We start from the raw sequence: 14,877 nt of genomic DNA, 5'->3' as shown, positions 1-14,877 counted from the left end.
CGCACGGGGCGCACGCCCGGGCAGTGGCTGGCCGACGGCGGGTTCCCTGCACACGAGCAGATCGACGCCGTGCACGCACACACCCAAGGCCGCACCGAAGTGATCGCACCGGTGCCCGAGCCCAGGCGCAAGGCCGGGGACGAGACGGCGCCGCCGCACAAGCATCGGCGCAAGGACGGTGACTCCGAGCCGGTGGCGCAGTGGCGCGAGCGCATGGCCGAAGAGGAGAACAAGGCCGTCTACAAGCAGCGTGCGGCCACCGCCGAGTGCGTCAACGCGCTGGCGCGCAACCGCGGGCTGCAGCGCATGCCGGTGCGCGGGCTGCGCAAGGTGCGTGCGGTGGCCATCCTGTATGCGCTGGCGCACAACCTGATGCGCATGGTCAAGATCGCACCGCAGTGGGTCGGTCTGGGCACAGGTGCGCCCGCAGCGGCCCTGGCGGCCGCGTAAGGGGTGCGGAAGATGAGAAATCGACCCGAATCAAGCGCTGCGAAGCGCGCACGAGCCCGTCGCAGCGACATCACCCGCGCAGCAGCGCCGCGTGACGTTCGTTCCTCTGGCCCTGACGCCAACCCGACGGGCGTCTGCGGCGATCAATTGCCTCTCAGCCTCTGAGGTAGGCGGCGAAGGTGAGCACCGTGCCGGCCAGCGTCAGGTACGCGAGCGCCGCCCACCAGCGCACGGTGGCCGGCGGCAGCGGGTCGTACCCGCCGGCGAGCACGAGCGTCCAGGTCAGCAGCGCGCTCCACGCCATGCCGTAGCCGAGCGCGGGCCAGAACGGGATCTCGTGCGTGCGGTTGCGGCTCGCGATCAGGCTGCCGGCCGACGACAGCGCCACCGCCAGCACCGTCAGCGCGGCACCGAGCGCGACCGCGCCGCCGGCGTCGGCCGCGCGGAACTGCGGCGCGAACACGAGCGCGACGCCGGTCACGCCCGCGACGCCGCCGGCGACGAAGCGCGCCGTCAGCGGCGCGCCGAACAGCCAGCGCGCGCCCAGCCCGTTGACCAGCGGCGAGGCCGCGTAGCCCACCGCGACCAGCCCCGACGGCACGTGGCGCTCGGCGTGGTAGATCGCGACGTACGACAGCGAGAACATGAACGCGCCCTGCAGCGCCAGCCGCAGGTGCTGCGCGGCGCCGAAGCGCAGCCGCCCGCCGCGCCACGCCCATGCCGCGAGCACGACGAGCGCAGCGAGCGAGAAGCGCCACGCGACGCCGACCTCGGGCGAGGTCGCGTCGATCTGCCACGTGATCGCGTACCACGTCGTGCCCCACGTGAGCACGCACAGCGCGAACAGCTGCCAGCTCGGCAGGGCCTGCATCGAGGGTGCGCGGGAATGCCCGCGCGTCAGAACGCGACCGTCGCGCGGCCGCGCGCGCCAGCCTGCAGCCGGTGCTCGACGCCGCCGACGACGACGGCGTTCATCCCGAACGTGACAGCGCCGCCCAGCCGCGCGTCGGCGCGGTACAGCGCGAGCGTGTCGCCGGGCTCGGTGCCGACCGCGGCGGTGGCCGGGTCGACGTTGGGGATCGTGCAGCGCGTGCAGGGCTTGGTCAGCTTCAGCACGACGGGGCCGTCGGGCGAATCGAGCGTCAGCGTGTCGACGAAGTCCTCGCCGTGGGCGTCGAGCCCGTCGAGCACGAGGTTGGGGCGGAAGCGCTCCATCGCCACCGTCGGCTGGCCGCGCGCGGCCAGCCGACGGTTGAGCTCGGCCAGCGACGCCGTCGAGACGACGAGCAGCGCGAAGCCGTCGGCGAATACGGTCTGCGCGTCGACGCCGCCGCTGTAGCGCGGGTCCGACGCGCGCCGCTGCTCGGGGTCGAAGCGCACCAGCCGCGCGCGGCGGCCGAGGTAGTCGCTGAACCACTGCGCGGCGAGTTCGCCCATGTCGTAGGCGCGCACCTCGTCGTCCCACACGCGCACGCGGCACGGCGCCTCGACGGCGTCGAGCGACAGGTGCAGCGCGAGCATGCCCGGCGCGCGCAGCACGAGGTCGTTGACGCGCAGCGTCGGCGCCACCAGCGCCAGGCGCGGCAGCTCGCGCTGCGTCAGGAACTCGCCGTGCTCGTCGACGACCATCCACGCGCGGTCGAACTCGAGGCCGGTCTCGATCAGCAGCGCCTCGTGCACGCCGATGCCGCCGCAGGATTTGACGGGATACAGGTGCAGCGATTGCAGCGTGACGTCGAGGTCGGACATGGCGGGGGCGCGGGGCGACGGCAGGGTGCGCCGGTGCGGCGCGGGGCCGCATTGTTCCACCGCGCCCGCGCGCCGGGCGTCGGCGCCGCCCCGGGGGGATAATCACCCATGATGACCGATACCCCTGCCCTCGCGGACGCGCCCGGGATCGCCGGTGACGCGCCGCCCGCGGCCCCGCTGTTCTCGAGCGTCGCGCTCGACCCCAAGCTGCTGCGCGCTGTCGCCGACGCCGGCTACACGGCGATGACGCCGATCCAGGCCAAGGCGATCCCGATCGTGCTCGCCGGCCGCGACGTGATGGGCGCCGCGCAGACCGGCACCGGCAAGACGGCGGCGTTCACGCTGCCGCTGCTGCAGAAGATGCTGCGCCACGAGAACGCGTCGGCGTCGCCGGCGCGGCACCCGGTGCGCGCGCTCGTGCTCGCGCCGACGCGCGAACTCGCCGACCAGGTCGCGGCCAACGTCAAGACCTACGCGAAGTACACGCAGCTGCGCAGCACCGTGGTGTTCGGCGGCGTCGACATGAAGCCGCAGACGGCCGAACTGAAGCGCGGCGTCGAGGTGCTGATCGCCACGCCCGGGCGGCTGCTCGACCACATCGAGGCCAAGAACTGCGTGATCAACCAGGTCGAGTACGTCGTGCTCGACGAGGCCGACCGCATGCTCGACATCGGCTTCCTGCCCGACCTGCAGCGCATCCTCAGCTACCTGCCGAAGCAGCGCCAGACGCTGCTGTTCTCGGCCACGTTCTCGCCCGAGATCAAGCGGCTCGCGCAGAGCTACCTGCACGACCCGGTGACGGTCGAGGTCGCGCGGCCGAACGCCACCGCCTCGACCGTCGAGCAGCACTTCTACAGCGTCGACGCCGACGACAAGCGCGCCGCGGTGCGCCAGATCCTGCGCGAGCGCAACCTCGCGCAGGCCATCGTGTTCGTCAACTCCAAGCTCGGCTGCGCGCGGCTGGCGCGCGCGTTCGAGCGCGACGGCCTGCGCACCAACGCGCTGCACGGCGACAAGAGCCAGGACGAGCGGCTCAAGGCGCTCGACGCGTTCAAGAAGGGCGAGGTCGACGTGCTCGTGGCCACCGACGTCGCCGCGCGCGGGTTGGACATCGCCGACCTGCCGGCGGTCTTCAACTACGACGTGCCGTTCAACGCCGAGGACTACGTGCACCGCATCGGCCGCACCGGGCGCGCCGGGGCCTCGGGGCTCGCGGTGACGCTGGTCACGCGCGACGACGCGCGGCTGGTGGCCGAGATCGAGAAGCTGATCAAGAAAAAGATCGAGCTCGAGCCGTTCGAACTCGACGACGCGCGCGTCCGGCGCCCGCGCCGCGGCGACGACGCCGCCGGCGAGCGCCGGGTCGAGCCCCGCGCGCAGCGTCCCGCGCGTGCGCCCGAGCCGCGCCGGGCGCTGCCGCCGTCCGATCCGCTGTTCGACCGGCCCTACGAACCGTCGGACGCCCCGCCGGCGCCGGCCGCGCCGGACACCGCGGCCGGTGCCGCGCCGGAGAAGCCGCGCGCGCCGGGCATCAAGGCGAAGAGGCCGGTCGCGGCGCTGCTCGGCGGGCGCCGCGGCAGCTGAGTGGCGGTGCACGCGCCGCCGCCGTCCTGGCGGCGGCTGGCGGTGGTCGCGTTCGTGCTGGCCCTCACCGGCGGGGTCGTCGTCGCGCTGTGGCCGGCCGACGGGGCGCAACCGCCGTTTCCCCACGTCGACAAGCTCGCCCACGCGCTGGGCTTTGCGATGCTGTGGGCGCTGGGCCGCGCGGCGGGCGTGCGGCCGCTGCCGCTGGCGCTGGGCCTGCTCGCCTACGGCGCGGCGATCGAGGGCCTGCAGGCGCTGACGCCGACGCGCGAGGCGTCGTGGGCCGACTGGCTGGCCGACGGCGCCGGGCTCCTGCTCGGCCACGCGCTGCTCGTGCGCGGGGCGCCGCGGCGGCGCTAGCCGAGGAACAGGAACACGGCGGGCCGGCGGTCGAGCACCGGCGGCTCGCGCCGCCACTCGTGCACGGTGCGGCTGCGGCACCAGCCGCCGGGCAGCGTCAGCGCGCTGGCCACCGCCAGCCGTGTCGTCGGCGCCAGGTGCGCCAGCAGCGCCTGCAGCAGCGTGGCGTTGCGGTACGGCGTCTCGATCGCGATCTGCGTCTGCTGCTCGCGCCGCGAGCGCGCCTCGAGCTCGCGCAGCCGCGCCGCGAGCGTGCCTGCGTTCTGCGGCAGGTAGCCGACGAAGGCGAAGCTCTGGCCGTTCAGGCCGCTGGCGGCCAGCGCGAGCAGCAGCGAGCTCGGCCCCGGCAGCGGCTGCACCGGCACGCCGGCGGCGTGCGCCGCCGCGACCAGTGCGGCGCCCGGGTCGGCGACGGCGGGCAGCCCGGCCTCGCTGATCAGGCCCAGGTCCTCACCGGCCAGCGCCGGCGCGAGCAGCTCGTGCCACGCAGCGGCCGGCGCCGGCGCCGCGCCGCCTTTGGCCGGCCGCGGCAGCTCGCGGATCTGCACCTGCTGCAGCGGATGCGCAAGCGGCACGACGGCGTCGACGCGCTTGAGGAACGCGCGCGTCGTCTTCGCGTTCTCGGCCACCCAGCAGCGCAGCCGCGCCGCCTCGCGCAGCACGCCGTGCGGCAGCACGTCGGCGAGGTCGACCGGCTCGCTGGCGAGGTCCAGCGTGTTGGGCACCAGCAGCAGGCGGCCCGGCGGCGTCATGACGCCGCGGCGATCGGGTCGAGCCCGGCCGCGCGCAGCAGCGCGCAGGTGCGCATCAGCGGCAGGCCGACGAGGGCGGTCGGGTCGTCGCTGTCGATCGCCTCGAGCAGCGCGATGCCCAGCGACTCGCTCTTGGCGCTGCCCGCGCAGTCGTACGGCTGCTCGAGACGCAGGTAGCGCTCGATCTGCGCGTCGTCGAGCGTGCGGAAGTGCACCGTGACCGGTGCCAGCTTCACGTCGGCGAAGCCGCGCGCGGCGCACACGACGGCCACCGCGGTGTGGAACACGACGCGCCGCCCGCTCATCGCGCGCAATTGCTCGACGGCGCGTGCGTGGCTGCCGGGCTTGCCGATCGCCTGGCCGTCGAGCTCGGCGACCTGGTCCGAACCGATTACGACCGCCTGCGGGTGCTGCGCCGCAACGGCGTGCGCCTTTGCGAGCGCCAGACGCTGCGCGAGCGCTGCCGGCGCCTCGCCGGGCTGTGGCGTCTCGTCGACTGCCGGCGCGACGACGTCGAACGCGATGCGCAGCCGCGCGAGCAGCTCGCGGCGGTAGCGCGACGTCGACGCGAGGATCAGGGCGGGCGGCGTGTCCATCGGGGCCCGATTGTCGCTGCCGCCGGCAGGGCGTGCGCCGGCCTACACTCGCCGGCATGAAGCCGAAGCCGCGCGTGCACGACCCCCGGCGCCTCGACGTGGCGGCGTTCGCCGCCGACGGCGGCGAGCTGCAGGGGCACTGGCCGCTGGCCGGGTTCGCCCGCCTGGCCGACGATCACCCGCCCGAGGCGCCGCCGGTCCACGGCGACGTGACGTGGCACGTGCGCGGCGTGCAGCAGCCGCAGCCGGGCGGCGCGCCGCGCCGGTGGCTCGAGATCGACGCACGGCTGACCGTCGTGCGGCGCTGCCAGCGCTGCCTGCATCCGGTGTCGCTGCCGCTGCACGTCGGCCGTCGGCTGCGCTTCGTCGACGACGAGGCGCAGGCGGCCGAACTCGACCTCGAAAGCGACGACGACGTGCTCGCGCTCGAGCGCGCGCTCGACCTGCACGAACTGATCGAGGACGAGCTGCTGCTCGCGATGCCGATGGTGCCGCGTCACGACGCCTGCCGCCCGCCGCGCGCGCAGCCGTCGCCGTCCGGCGACGAGGCGGCCGCCGACAAGCCGCACCCGTTCGCTGCGCTGGCCGACTGGCGCGGCAAGGGTCGCCGGCACTGAGCGACGCCGGCTGCAGCGGGGTGGAATGCTATACTGCCGGGCTTTGCGATTCGGCGCCTTCGCCGTGGCGTGCCGCTTGCGCGGTGCGTCGCGCACCTTGGCGGCGCGCGCGGGCGGGATCCGCGATGCGGTCTGCCCGCGACGTGGCGAGGAGGCACACGCAGCCGTCGTGACGGTCGGGAGCGCCGAGCCCGCCTCGCGACACGCGCCCGACCGTTGGTGCGGGCCGGCCGCCTGCGCGGCCGTCGGCCCGCTCGGGCTTGCTTCAGGAGAACGTCATGGCCGTCCAGCAGAACAAAAAGTCGCCGTCCAAGCGCGGCATGCACCGCTCGCACAACGCGCTCGCCGCGCCGGGCTTGGCGATCGAGCCGACCACCGGCGAGACGCATCTGCGCCACCACATCAGCCCGAGCGGCTTCTACCGCGGCCGCAAGGTGCTCAAGACCAAGGCCGACGCCTGAGCGACGCCGTCCGGCGCGCGCCGCCCGCGCGGCTGCACTGCACCGTGCCCGCTTCCGCTCCCGTGACCGTGCCCCGCGCCATCGGGCGGGGCCTGCGTCCCGTCCGACGGCCATGACGGCGTCGCTGCCGGCCCTGGCGCGCGTGCGCATGGCCGTCGACTGCATGGGCGGCGACCACGGCCCGGCGGTCACGCTGCCGGCCTGCCGCGGCTTCCTCGACCGCCACCCCGACGCCGAACTGCTGCTCGTCGGCACCGAGGCCGCGCTGCGCGACGCGCGCGGCTGGCCGCGCACGCGCGTCGTCGTCGCCAGCGAGGTCGTCACGATGGACGACCCCGTCGAGGTCGCGCTGCGCAAGAAGCGCGACTCGTCGATGCGCGTGGCCATCGCGCAGCTCAAGGGCGGCGACGGCGCGCCGCCCGCCGCCGACGTGTGCGTGTCGGCCGGCAACACCGGCGCGCTGATGGCAGTCGCGCGCTACCTGCTGAAGACCGTCGACGGCATCGACCGCCCGGCGATCGCCACCGTGATGCCCAACCGCAACGACGGCTACACGACGGTGCTCGACCTCGGTGCCAACGTCGACTGCACCGCCGAGCACCTGCTGCAGTTCGCCGTGCTCGGCAGTGCGCTGGTGTCGGCCGTCGACGGCAAGGAAGACCCCAGCGTCGGCCTGCTCAACATCGGCGAGGAAGCGATCAAGGGCAGCGACACGATCAAGCGCGCCGGCGAGCTGCTGCGCGCCGCCGCCGACGGTGGGCACCTGAACTTCCACGGCAACGTCGAGGGCAACGACATCTTCAGGGGCACGACCGACATCGTCGTGTGCGACGGCTTCGTCGGCAACGTCGCGCTGAAGACGGCCGAAGGGCTGGCGGCGATGCTGTCGGACTTCATCCGCCAGGAGTTCACGCGCACCGCGTACGCCAAGTTCGCCGCGCTCGTCGCGCTGCCGGTGCTCAAGCACTTCAAGTCGCGCGTCGACCACCGGCGCTACAACGGTGCCGCGCTGCTCGGGCTGCGCGGTCTCGTGTTCAAGAGCCACGGCTCGGCCGACGCCTTCGCGTTCGAACACGCGCTGTCGCGCGCGTACGACGCGGCGCGCAACCGGCTGCTCGACCGCGTGCACGACCGCATCCTCGACACCCTGCAGGCGCTGCCCGAGCCGGCCGCGCCCGCGCTTCGCACCGCATGAACGCAGCGCCCCGCACGACCCGCATCACCGGCACCGGCAGCTACCTGCCGCCGCGGCGCCTGACCAACGACGACCTCGCACGCGACCTCGCCGCGCGCGGCATCGAGACCTCGGACGCCTGGATCGTCGAGCGCACCGGCATCCGCGCACGCCACTTCGCCGACGCAGGCGTCAACGCGAGCGACCTCGCGCTGCCGGCTTGCCAGCGCGCGCTCGAGGCCGCCGGCCGTCGCGCCGACGAGATCGACCTGATCGTCGTCGCGACTTCGACGCCCGACATGGTGTTCCCGTCGACGGCGGCGATCCTGCAGGCCAAGCTCGGCGCGGCCGGCTGCCCGGCGTTCGACGTGCAGGCGGTGTGCTCGGGCTTCGTCTACGCGCTGACGGTGGCCGACGCGATGATCCGCACCGGCGGCGCGAGCAAGGCGCTCGTCGTCGGCGCCGAGGTGTTCTCGCGCATCCTCGACTTCGACGACCGCACGACCTGCGTGCTGTTCGGCGACGGCGCCGGCGCCGTCGTGCTCGAGGCCAGCGACGAACCCGGCCTGCTGGCCAGCGAGCTGCACGCCGACGGCCGCCACGCCGGCATCCTGTGCGTGCCGGGCACGGTGTCCGGCGGCAAGGCGCTCGGCGACCCGCTGCTGAAGATGGACGGCCAGGCCGTGTTCAAGCTCGCGGTGCACGTGCTCGACGAAGTCGCGCGCTCGGTGCTGGCCAAGGCCGGGCGCACCGAGGCCGACATCGACTGGCTGATCCCGCACCAGGCCAACATCCGCATCATGCACAGCACGGCCAAGCGCCTGAAGCTCGGCCCCGAGCGCGTCATCGTCACCGTCGACCAGCACGGCAACACGTCGGCGGCGTCGATCCCGCTGGCGCTCGACGTCGGCGTGCGCGACGGGCGCATCCGCCGCGGCGACACGGTGCTGCTCGAAGGCGTCGGCGGTGGCTTCACGTGGGGCGCCGTGCTGCTCGATTTCTGAACTCCCGGAGACCCGTTTCGATGACCACCTTCGCCGTCGTCTTCCCCGGCCAGGGCTCGCAGTCGGTCGGCATGCTCGACGCGTTCGGCGACCACCCCGAAGTGCGTCGCACGCTCGCCGAGGCGTCGGACGCGCTCGGCGAAGACATCGCCGCGCTGATCCACGCGGGCCCGAAGGAGCGGCTCGACCTGACGACGAACACGCAGCCGGTGATGCTGACCGCCGGCGTCGCGTGCTGGCGCGCGCTGCACGCCGAAACCGGCCTCGAGCCGGTCGCCGTGGCCGGGCACTCGCTGGGCGAGTACGCGGCGCTGGTCGCCGCCGGCGTGCTGAGTCTGGCCGACGCGCTGCCGCTGGTGCGCTTTCGCGCGCAGGCGATGCAGGAAGCGGTGCCGCCCGGCGAGGGCGCGATGGCGGCGATCCTCGGGCTCGACGCCGACGCAGTGGTCGATGGCTGCGCGCAGGCGGCTGCCGCCACCGGCCAGGTCGTCACCGCGGCCAATTTCAACGACCCGAAGCAGACCGTGATCGCCGGCACTAAGGCGGCGGTCGACAAGGCTTGCGAGATCCTGAAGTCCGTCGGCGCCAAGCGCGCGCTGCCGCTGGCCGTGTCGGCGCCATTCCATTGCCCGCTGATGAAGCCCGCGGCCGACCGGCTGAAGGAACGGCTGGCGACGGTGGCGCTGGCCGCCCCGCGCATCGCGGTGGTCAACAACGTCGACGTCGCGTCGCCCACCGACCCGGCGGCGATCGCCGACGCGCTGTACCGCCAGGCCTACCAGCCGGTGCGCTGGGTCGAGGTCGTGCGCGCACTGCGCGCGCGCGGCGTCACGCACGTCGTCGAATGCGGGCCGGGCAAGGTGCTCGCCGGCCTGACCAAGCGCATCGACGCCGAGCTGGTCAGCGTCGCCGTCTACGACCCGGCGACGCTCACCGACGTGAAGGGGCTGCTGCAATGAGCGAGACGACGGCCGCGCTGGCCGGGCAGGCGGCACTGGTGACGGGTGCCTCGCGCGGCATCGGTCGCGCGATTGCGCTGGCGCTCGCGCAGCAAGGCGTGCGCGTGACCGGCACGGCGACGACACCGGCGGGCGCCCAGGCGATCGCGCAGACGCTGGCGGCGTACGAGGGCTGTGCGGGCATCGTGCTCGACGTCAACGACGCCGCCGGCGTCGAGGCCGCCGTCGATGCCGTCGTCAAGCAGCACGGCGCGATCCACATCCTCGTCAACAACGCCGGCATCACGCGCGACACGCTGGCGATGCGCATGAAGGACGAGGACTGGGACGCCGTCCTCGACACCAACCTGAAGGCGGTGTTCCGCGCGAGCCGCGCGGTGATGCGGCCGATGATGAAGCAGCGCTACGGGCGCATCGTCAACATCACGTCGGTCGTCGGCGCCAGCGGCAACGCGGGGCAGGCCAACTACGCCGCGGCCAAGGCGGGCGTGGCCGGCATGACGCGCTCGCTCGCGCGCGAACTCGGCAGCCGCGGCATCACCGTCAACTGCGTCGCGCCCGGCTTCATCGCCACCGACATGACCGACGCGCTGCCGCAGGCGCACAAGGACGCGCTGCTGCAGCAGATTCCGCTCGCGCGGCTGGGCACGCCGGCCGAGGTGGCTGCCGCGGTGGTGTTCCTGGCCTCGCCGCAGGCCGGCTACGTGACCGGCACCGAGCTGCACGTCAATGGCGGCATGTACATGGCCTGAGGCGGGCGGCCGCCGCGGCGTCGCCCGGTAGAATCCGGGCCGTTTTTTCCTTTCACTCCCGGAGGAGTCATGAGCGATATCGAAGCGCGCGTCAAGAAGATCATCGCCGAACAGCTCGGCGTGTCGGAAGCCGAGGTGACGAACGAGAAGGCCTTCGTCGCCGACCTGGGCGCCGACTCGCTCGACACGGTGGAACTGGTGATGGCGCTCGAGGACGAGTTCGGCATCGAGATTCCGGACGAGGAGGCCGAGAAGATCACCACCGTGCAGCTGGCGATCGACTACGCCATGAAGCACCAGAAGGCCTGACCGAGCGCATGTCGCGTCGCCGCGTCGTCGTCACCGGCCTCGGGCTCGTCAGCCCGGTCGGCAACACCGTCGCCGAGGGCTGGGCCAACCTGGTCGCCGGCCGTTCGGGCATCGCCCCCATCACGCGCTTCGATGCTTCGTCGCTGGCCGTGCGCTTCGCCGGCGAGGTCAAGGGGTTCGATGTCGAGGCCTACATCCCGGGCAAGGAAGCCCGGCACATGGACACGTTCATCCACTACGGGATGGCGGCGTCGGTGCAGGCGATCCAGGACGCCGGGCTGCCCGCGGGCAGCGAGCTGTCGGAGGACGCGGCCGAGCGCATCGGCGTGATGGTCGGCTCGGGCATCGGCGGCCTGCCGATGATCGAGCAGACGCACAAGGACTACATCGAGCGCGGCGCGCGCCGCATCTCGCCGTTCTTCGTGCCGGCGTCGATCATCAACATGATCTCCGGTCACGTGTCGATCCGCTACGGCTACACCGGGCCGAACTTGGCGATCGTGACGGCGTGCACCACCGGCCTGCACTGCATCGGCGAGGCCGCCCGGCTGATCGAGTACGGCGACGCCGACGTGATGATCGCCGGCGGCGCCGAGAGCACGGTCTCGCCGCTGGGCATCGGCGGCTTCGCCGCCGCGCGCGCACTGTCCACGCGCAACGACGACCCGGCGACCGCATCGCGGCCGTGGGACAAGGACCGCGATGGCTTCGTGCTCGGCGAGGGCGCGGGCGTGCTGGTACTCGAGGAGTACGAGCACGCGAAGAAGCGCGGCGCGAAGATCTACGCCGAACTCGCCGGCTTCGGCATGGGCGCCGACGCCTACCACATGACGGCGCCCAACGTCGACGGCCCGAAGCGCGCGATGAAGGCGGCGCTGCGCAACGCCGGCGTCAACCCCGACGAGGTGCAGTACCTCAACGCGCACGGCACCTCGACGCCGCTGGGCGACGTCAACGAGACCAACGCGATCAAGCTCGCGTTCGGCGACCACGCGAAGAAGATGGTCGTCAACTCGACGAAGTCGATGACGGGCCACCTGCTCGGCGGCGCCGGCGGCATCGAGTCGGTGTTCACGGTGCTCGCGGTGCACCATCAGGTGTCGCCGCCGACGATCAACATCTTTTCGCAGGACCCGGAGTGCGACCTCGATTACTGCGCGAACGTCGCGCGCGAAATGAGGATCGAAGTCGCGGTGAAGAACAATTTCGGTTTCGGCGGCACCAACGGCACGCTGGTGTTCCGGCGCGCATGAGCCGCGCCGCAGTGCGATGCGGCGGCGTGGGCGGCTGGGGATGACGGCATGAGCTCGGCTCCCGTCGTCGAGGTCCGTGCTGGCGCCGATGTGGCGTCGCGCGCGGTCGTCGCCGTCCTGGTGGCCGCCGCAGTCGCCCTCTTCGTGGGATGGGTGTTCGCGCTGGCCGGTGCGTCGACCGGTGTGCAGGCGGCCGCGTCCGTGGTCGGCCTGTGGGCGGGTGCGGTGGCCTGGCGTCACTGCCACGCCGGGACCGGGCTGCTGCGCTGGGAAGGTCGCCGCTGGCATTGGGTGCCCGGCCGCGATGCGCCGGCCGTCGAGGGTGCGCTGACCGTGGCCGTCGATCTGGACATCTGGCTGCTGCTGCGCTTCGACGCCGTCGACGGGCGGCGGCGATGGATCGCAGTGTCGCGCGCGCGACACGCTGCGCGCTGGCATGCGCTTCGCTGCGCCGTCCACGCGCGCGGCGCCGACGCGGGCGTGGTCGCGCGCCTGCCGGTGTGATCGATGAGCGCCGAAGCCGACGCCCAACTCGTCGAACGCGTCAAGCGCGGTGACGCGCGCGCCTTCGAGCTGCTGGTCGTCAAGTACCAGCGCCGCGTCGAGCGGCTGATCGCGCGCATGGTGCGCGACGTCGACCTGGTGCCCGACATCGCGCAGGAGACCTTCATCCGCGCGTACCGGGCGCTGCCGCAGTTCCGCGGCGACAGCGCCTTCTACACGTGGCTGTACCGGATCGCGGTCAACACCGCCAAGAAGGCCCTCGTCGAGCTCAAACGCGATCCGCTGGTGTCGGAGGCGGCGCGCAGCGCTGGCGACGACGGCGACGAAACTTCCCGCGTGGAGAACGAACTAACCGACGCCGAAACACCGGACGCGATGCTGGCGAGCAAGCAGGTCGCGGCGACGGTGAATGCGGCCATCGAGGCTCTTTCCGAGGATTTGCGCCAGGCGATCACCCTGCGGGAGATCGAAGGCTTGAGCTACGAGGAGATCGCCGAAGTGATGAATTGCCCGATCGGCACCGTGCGTTCGCGGATCTTTCGTGCCCGCGAGGCGATCGCCGAGCGGCTGCGGCCCCTGCTGGGCACGCGCGAAGGCGAACGCTGGTGAGCGCGGGGTCGGTCGAACTGGTGGAGTGCAAGATGTCGGACGCAGTGGATCGTGAGCAGCAGCGGCAAAGCCTGTCGGCGATGATGGATGGTGAGCTGGGCAGCGCCGACGTGGCGCGCCTGTGCCGCGACTGGCGTGACGACGGCGAGTTGCGCGTGACCTGGCACGCCTACCACCTGATCGGCGACGTGATGCGCTCCGAAGACCTCGCGCACGACGCCCGCCACGACGAGGCCTTCCTGCAGGCGCTGCGGCGGCGGCTGGCCGACGAGCCGGTCGTGATGGCGCCGGCGGCCACGATCGCAGCCAGCGCGAGCGCCCCCGCGCGCCGCCGGCGCTGGCTGGCGCCGGCCGCGGTGGCGGCCGGCTTCGTCGCGGTCGCTGGCGTGATGGTCGTCACACGGCTGGCGGCGCCGGGTGGCGAAGCGCCGACCGCCGTGATCGCGAGCCAGCCGGCTCCAGCCGGCGCGGCGATGCGTGTGTCGAACGTGGCGTCGGGCGCGGCGGTCGCGCCGGCGGCCGGCGTCGACGGCGTGCTGATCCGCGACGCGCAGCTCGACCGCTACCTGCAGGCGCACAAGCAGTACGGCCCGAGCGCCGTGCTCGTGCCCGGCGGCGTCGTGCGCAGCACCGCCAGCGCCGTGCCGCAACCGCAACGCTGACGCGATCGACGATGCGAATGCGTTCGCTGATCCGCTGCCTCGTGCTGGCCGTCTCGGCCGGCTTCGTGTCGGCGTCGTGGGCCGCGGATGCGGCCGCAGCGGGTTCCAGTGCAGCGGATCCGTCGGCGTGGATCCGTCGCATCCACGAGGCCGTGGCGTACGGCAACTACCAGGGCACGCTGGTGTCGAGCGTGGGGGGCGTCGTCAGCAGCTCGCGCATCGCTCACTACTGCGACGGGCGGCAGCAGTTCGAGCGTGTCGAGATGCTCGACGGGCAGAACCGTGTCGTCTACCGCCACAACGACGTCGTGCACACGCTGTGGCCGACGCAGCGCGTGGCGGTCGTCGAGCGTCGCGACGAGGTCGACGCCGGGCCGGCGCTGCTGCGCGTGCAGCCGGATGCGCGCGTGTTCGAGCGCTACGAACTGCGCGCCGAAGGCGAGGACCGCGTCGCGGGTCACGATGCGACGGTGTACCTGCTGCAGCCGCGCGACGATGCGCGCTTTGCGCAGCGCCTGTGGGTCGAGCGTCGCAGCGGCTTGCTGCTGCGTACCGACGTGCTGTCGTCCGACGGTCGCGTGCTCGAGAGCGCCGCGTTCAGCGACGTGACGATCGGCGTCAAGCCGCAGCCCGACGTGGTGTTGCGCTCGATGAAGAGGCTCGACGGCTACCGCGTGCTGCGGCCGACCCTGGCGCCGACCGAGCTGGCCGCCGAAGGCTGGCAGATCGTGCCGGTACCGGGTTTCGTCCAGGTGCGCGGCGTGCGCCGTAGCGTGGCGGCGGGCGAATCGGAACACGACGACACCGTACTGCAGGCGGTGTTCTCCGACGGCCTGACGCATGTGTCGGTGTTCATCGAGCCGTACCGCGAGGGACGTCACCGCGCGGGGCAGACGGCGATCGGCGCGACGCACACGTTGATGAAGCGCCACGATCAATGGTGGGTCACGGTGATGGGCGACGTCCCGATGACGACCGTCGCGCGCTTTGCCGACGCCGTGCAGCGTCGGCGCTGAGGCCGCCAGCGACGCCGCGTGCCGCGGTCCGGGAAAACAATCTGAGCACAGAACGGCGAGGATCGA

Annotated in this window: 19 protein-coding genes; 15 read left to right on the top strand and 4 right to left on the bottom strand. The window is 72.9% G+C overall.

The features are described from left to right. Positions 1-450: transposase (locus tag DRV96_RS05620; RefSeq protein ID WP_210756978.1), on the top strand; the 450-nt coding region annotated here is incomplete at its 5' end. Between the two features lie 154 nt (positions 451-604). Here the strand turns inward: DRV96_RS05620 and DRV96_RS05615 are convergent. Then, complete coding sequence (locus DRV96_RS05615) at positions 605-1,321, bottom strand: DMT family transporter (protein WP_119288681.1); 717 nt, start codon at positions 1,319-1,321, stop codon at positions 605-607. 26 nt (positions 1,322-1,347) lie between these two features. Further along, positions 1,348-2,199, bottom strand: coding sequence for an MOSC domain-containing protein (locus DRV96_RS05610; RefSeq protein ID WP_119288679.1), 852 nt, complete (start codon positions 2,197-2,199; stop codon positions 1,348-1,350). 108 nt (positions 2,200-2,307) lie between these two features. Between DRV96_RS05610 and DRV96_RS05605 the strand changes: the two genes are divergently transcribed. Both DRV96_RS05605 and DRV96_RS05600 read left to right on the top strand, forming a co-directional pair. Then, entirely contained in the window at positions 2,308-3,783 is a 1,476-nt protein-coding gene (locus DRV96_RS05605) for a DEAD/DEAH box helicase (RefSeq protein ID WP_419187033.1), read from the top strand. Between the two features lie 6 nt (positions 3,784-3,789). Beyond that, entirely contained in the window at positions 3,790-4,143 is a 354-nt protein-coding gene (locus DRV96_RS05600) for a VanZ family protein (protein ID WP_162910956.1), read from the top strand. On the opposite strand, the gene DRV96_RS05595 is transcribed toward DRV96_RS05600, so the two are convergent. Then, positions 4,140-4,895 carry an SAM-dependent methyltransferase gene (locus DRV96_RS05595; protein WP_119288674.1) on the bottom strand — a complete coding sequence of 252 codons (756 nt, stop codon included), beginning with the start codon at positions 4,893-4,895 and terminating at the stop codon, positions 4,140-4,142. The two genes, DRV96_RS05600 and DRV96_RS05595, sit on opposite strands and share 4 nt — an antisense overlap. Continuing rightward, a complete protein-coding gene (locus DRV96_RS05590; RefSeq protein ID WP_119288672.1) occupies positions 4,892-5,491 on the bottom strand; it encodes a Maf family nucleotide pyrophosphatase in 600 nt (199 codons plus the stop codon). The genes DRV96_RS05595 and DRV96_RS05590 overlap by 4 nt, the downstream gene beginning before the upstream one ends. Positions 5,492-5,547: 56 nt before the next feature. On the opposite strand from DRV96_RS05590, the gene DRV96_RS05585 reads away from it, so the two are divergent. From DRV96_RS05585 to DRV96_RS05530, 12 genes are all read left to right on the top strand, one after another. Continuing rightward, complete coding sequence (locus DRV96_RS05585; RefSeq protein ID WP_119288670.1) at positions 5,548-6,108, top strand: YceD family protein; 561 nt, start codon at positions 5,548-5,550, stop codon at positions 6,106-6,108. A 278-nt stretch (positions 6,109-6,386) separates the two neighbouring features. Next, positions 6,387-6,569, top strand: coding sequence for a 50S ribosomal protein L32 (gene rpmF / locus DRV96_RS05580; RefSeq protein WP_119288668.1), 183 nt, complete (start codon positions 6,387-6,389; stop codon positions 6,567-6,569). Between the two features lie 112 nt (positions 6,570-6,681). Further along, positions 6,682-7,764: a phosphate acyltransferase PlsX gene (gene plsX / locus DRV96_RS05575; RefSeq protein ID WP_210756977.1), complete on the top strand. Its 1,083-nt coding sequence runs from the start codon at positions 6,682-6,684 to the stop codon at positions 7,762-7,764. Further along, positions 7,761-8,747, top strand: coding sequence for a beta-ketoacyl-ACP synthase III (locus DRV96_RS05570; protein WP_119288666.1), 987 nt, complete (start codon positions 7,761-7,763; stop codon positions 8,745-8,747). Before plsX ends, DRV96_RS05570 begins: the two co-directional genes overlap by 4 nt. A gap of 20 nt (positions 8,748-8,767) precedes the next feature. Then, positions 8,768-9,706, top strand: a complete 939-nt coding sequence (gene fabD / locus DRV96_RS05565; protein WP_119288664.1) for an ACP S-malonyltransferase — start codon at positions 8,768-8,770, stop codon at positions 9,704-9,706. Then, positions 9,703-10,458, top strand: a complete 756-nt coding sequence (fabG, locus tag DRV96_RS05560; protein WP_119288661.1) for a 3-oxoacyl-ACP reductase FabG — start codon at positions 9,703-9,705, stop codon at positions 10,456-10,458. Before fabD ends, fabG begins: the two co-directional genes overlap by 4 nt. 69 nt (positions 10,459-10,527) lie before the next feature. Then, on the top strand, positions 10,528-10,767 hold the full coding sequence (acpP, locus tag DRV96_RS05555; protein WP_119288659.1) for an acyl carrier protein: 240 nt from the start codon (positions 10,528-10,530) through the stop codon (positions 10,765-10,767). Between the two features lie 8 nt (positions 10,768-10,775). After that, positions 10,776-12,020 carry a beta-ketoacyl-ACP synthase II gene (fabF, locus tag DRV96_RS05550; protein ID WP_119288657.1) on the top strand — a complete coding sequence of 415 codons (1,245 nt, stop codon included), beginning with the start codon at positions 10,776-10,778 and terminating at the stop codon, positions 12,018-12,020. 90 nt (positions 12,021-12,110) lie between these two features. Next, positions 12,111-12,524 (top strand): hypothetical protein, encoded by a 414-nt coding sequence (locus DRV96_RS05545; RefSeq protein WP_162910955.1) that lies wholly within the window; start codon positions 12,111-12,113, stop codon positions 12,522-12,524. A 3-nt stretch (positions 12,525-12,527) separates the two neighbouring features. Next, a complete protein-coding gene (gene rpoE, locus DRV96_RS05540) occupies positions 12,528-13,133 on the top strand; it encodes an RNA polymerase sigma factor RpoE (RefSeq protein WP_119288653.1) in 606 nt (201 codons plus the stop codon). Next, positions 13,130-13,795 carry a sigma-E factor negative regulatory protein gene (locus DRV96_RS05535; protein ID WP_235823298.1) on the top strand — a complete coding sequence of 222 codons (666 nt, stop codon included), beginning with the start codon at positions 13,130-13,132 and terminating at the stop codon, positions 13,793-13,795. Before rpoE ends, DRV96_RS05535 begins: the two co-directional genes overlap by 4 nt. Before the next feature lie 17 nt (positions 13,796-13,812). Further along, positions 13,813-14,811, top strand: coding sequence for a MucB/RseB C-terminal domain-containing protein (locus tag DRV96_RS05530; RefSeq protein ID WP_119288650.1), 999 nt, complete (start codon positions 13,813-13,815; stop codon positions 14,809-14,811). Positions 14,812-14,877: the final 66 nt, after the last annotated feature.

Source organism: Azohydromonas sediminis, assembly GCF_003574675.1.
Taxonomy (GTDB): domain Bacteria; phylum Pseudomonadota; class Gammaproteobacteria; order Burkholderiales; family Burkholderiaceae_C; genus Calidifontimicrobium; species Calidifontimicrobium sediminis.
This window is presented reverse-complemented; position numbering and strand designations above follow the sequence as displayed.